This window comes from Lentibacillus kimchii (genome assembly GCF_042666895.1).
Lineage (GTDB): Bacteria > Bacillota > Bacilli > Bacillales > Amphibacillaceae > Lentibacillus > Lentibacillus kimchii.
Genome location: NZ_JBHTGR010000041.1, coordinates 1 through 3,305, shown reverse-complemented (window position 1 = coordinate 3,305; position 3,305 = coordinate 1). Strand labels below are relative to the sequence as shown.

4 protein-coding genes are annotated in these 3,305 nt (G+C 32.9%); all 4 read left to right on the top strand.

The genetic code is table 11. From position 1 onward, the window contains the following. Positions 1–258: 258 nt before the first annotated feature. A complete protein-coding gene (locus tag ACFQU8_RS10025) occupies positions 259–1,080 on the top strand; it encodes a hypothetical protein (protein ID WP_382359421.1) in 822 nt (273 codons plus the stop codon). A gap of 18 nt (positions 1,081–1,098) precedes the next feature. Next, positions 1,099–1,929 (top strand): hypothetical protein, encoded by an 831-nt coding sequence (locus ACFQU8_RS10020; protein WP_382359418.1) that lies wholly within the window; start codon positions 1,099–1,101, stop codon positions 1,927–1,929. 67 nt (positions 1,930–1,996) lie between these two features. Then, a complete protein-coding gene (locus ACFQU8_RS10015; protein ID WP_382359415.1) occupies positions 1,997–2,371 on the top strand; it encodes a hypothetical protein in 375 nt (124 codons plus the stop codon). Positions 2,372–2,504: 133 nt separating this feature from the next. After that, positions 2,505–3,065: a DUF1871 family protein gene (locus ACFQU8_RS10010; protein ID WP_382359412.1), complete on the top strand. Its 561-nt coding sequence runs from the start codon at positions 2,505–2,507 to the stop codon at positions 3,063–3,065. Positions 3,066–3,305: the final 240 nt, after the last annotated feature.

Genomic DNA, 3,305 nt, shown 5'->3' with positions numbered 1-3,305 from the left:
CTGTGGGTGTGTTTTGGCTAACTCTATTCTACAGGAAAGGGTCTTCCTTTTTCTATGACCATTATTGAGTCATTGCGATTTACACAAACTATTTTACGCTCTCGCACATTGTTTTTGTTAATTTTAATATAGAGCAAAAATATTATTCTATTTATAAAAAGTAAGAGAGGTAAATGATAAATGAATAATTCTATCAAAAACCAAGTATATCTAGGTCAAGATTCACAAAATAAATCATATTAAAAGGTGGTTATTAAAATGAGAAAAAACTATATCGATTATGAGAACTATGAAGCGTTAAAATCAAAATATGGACACGTCTCAACTTGGGCATTGTGGGATGAAGATATTTTAGATGGCAGCAAGGATAATGTAGATATGGATTACAAAAAGAGAAAAGAACTATTGATTGCTAATTCCGAAGAAGAATATAAAGAAAAAGGATTAGACAAGTTACTACATGGAGATGTTGTGGTTCTTGCATTAAATTTCTCTTGTCCAAAAGAAACTAAAAGTAATCCAAATCCATTACTAAAAATCTTAAATGAATATAAGGACGAAGCGTACAATAATAAAAGATATGAGGAATTAATGAACTTGGTAGAAAATGATGAAAGGTTCATGTTTTACAATATGTACAAAGCTGCTGCTCGCAGATATGCACCAGAATTTATGAAATCGGATATATTACACGGTGCGTACATGACTGACTTCATTAAATTCGTAGAAGATGATGGTAAACTTCTTCCAGCAGGGATACCAGATTCAAACTCAGGAGCTGATATAATTGCTGACTCTCTCTCTAAGGATAAGATTTATATACAAGCTAAGGGCTTAAAAGAGGAGTTTGACTTATTAGGAATCAAGCCAAAAGTAATTATAACTGTTAGTTCTAAATTAAATAGAACAAGTGTCAGAGAAGCAATTGAAAAAGAACTCGGATATAAACCTTATTTCGAACAACTACATCATTATAGTCCTAATGGAAGTTCTTATAGAAACCGAGGATTCGAATCATATGATGATATGTATGCTTCGGAAATTAGACAAATTGCAGAAAGTATCAAGTCTAAAGTATAACGTTATAAATAAATTGAAATGAATAATAGTATCTTTGTTAAAAAGATGCAAAAAGCACTGGTTTCATGGAACCAGTGCTTTTTTTATGCGTCTTTTAATGGGGCATTAATGACACATATCGATTGTTATTATAAAAATAAGCAAATGAAAAGATTTAAAAGGGAGATGTTGTTAGTGATCAATAAAGCAATCGAATTCATAATGATTTATAATGTCAATCAATTTAACCGAGCATATGAGGGAATTGAAGCATCGTATGTACTGCGTCGTCTTGAAGCAGGGACAATTGCAGCGAATATGATAAATAAAACGGATAGTGATTTGGTCGTAGCTACGATTATCCAAGATACCCTGGGAGAAAGAGAGGCATTGAGAATACCTGAAGATGAGGTATCTTATCAAGTTTTGAAGCAACAGTTCAACAAGAACATCGCAAAATTAGTTCTAGCTTTGACTGAAGATACAATGACATCATGGAGTGAAAGAAAACTAGCCAAAATCAATTTTCTAAAAGCAAACAAGTCAAAAGATATTGAGATTGCGACCCTTGCTAATGACTTATCGAAAATGCGAGAAATGGTGCGAAAATACAAGGTAGAAAAAGAAAAATTCTATGATGAATTAGGTGTGAAAAAGGACAAACGATCTTGGGAAATTTATTCAGTTAGAGAGCTTCCACCAGATATAAAAGAAACGAATGAGTATAAAAATCTAATTAGATTAATGAGGGAAATGTATTGGTACCATAGTTTAACTGCTAAAACACTCCAACAAGTTCAAGACACAAAGGAATATCGAGAGTATATAGCGCTTATTAAGGAATTCTTCGAGGAATATCTAGGGCTATAATTATCGTAGACAACCAATAGAAAAATGACTAGTTAATAGCTAAATTCAAATATTTGGAGGAATTTACATGAGTCAAATATTAATTGAAGGTTATGAAATCAGTGAAGCGTTCGCTAAACAGTATAAGGAAGTGCGAGAGTTTATCGAAAATAATCGTTACGGTCAACAATATGAGGTGACAATTCAATTTAATCATAATCTCAGCGAAGATACAATTTTAGAATGGATGAGCTTTGTGGATGGGGGTTGGAATAAAGAAACATACGAATATAAATACTACTATGATATTCCTGACCCTGAGGATGGCGTATTTTTAATAGACATGGATCTTTTCTATTTGTTAGAGGATAGTGAATACGGCACTTACACTTGGAAATGTTTAAGTATTAATTTTCCATGGGTGAATGAGGAAATGTACAAGATTAGTGGCATTGATATCTGAATTGTTTATGTACCTGGCACTCAATAGATGAGGAGTAAAAATAAACACCACCTCAATGTGTCTTTTTTGGCACATCAGAAGTGGTATTATAAATATAGTAAATAAAAAAAGATATACAAAAGGAGTTGATTGATTGATCAATAAAGCAATCCAATTTGCTACAGTGTGTCACGGAAATCAAAAGAGAAAAGGTACTGACATCCCGTATATATTGCATTGTCTTGAAGCTGGAACAATTGCAGCCAATATGACAAATAAAGACGGAAGAATAGATAGTGATGTCGTATCTGCTGCCATATTGCATGACACGGCAGAGGATGCATATGTGACCTATGAAACGCTTAAAGAGACGTTCAATCCAAATATTGCAAATCTTGTTCAATATCAAAGTGAAGATAAATCAAAAAAGTGGATGGATAGAAAACAAGATACTATAAAATTTTTAAAGAGAAACAATTCACAGGATGTCGAAGTTGCGACACTTGCTGATAAGTTGTCAAACATGAAAGCTATATCGAGAGATTATGAAGTTGATAAAGATAGACTATGGGACAAATTCAATGCTGGTAAAGAACAGCAGCATTGGTATTACAAATCTATCGCAGAAGTGCTGCACCAAGTTAAAGATACTGATGAATATAAAGAGTATACAGAACTCATTCAGAAAGTATTTGAAACGTCGTTTAAAGTATGAATTAACATTAGTTAAGTAATATCGGTTAACTAATACAAAAATTTACCGATGTTATATATAGGACGGGGGCGTCAATAATTTTGTGTAAATGACCCTATCCCTTTTGAATTTAGTTAGCCAGTGTTTTAGTCGTTTAAAACTTGTTCCTCCAGCGATTCAAACATCTGCAGTAATTCAGGCTTTGCTTTTTTGAAGCCTCTGTGGCACCGCATACCGAACTTATGGTTATAATCTAAAAAC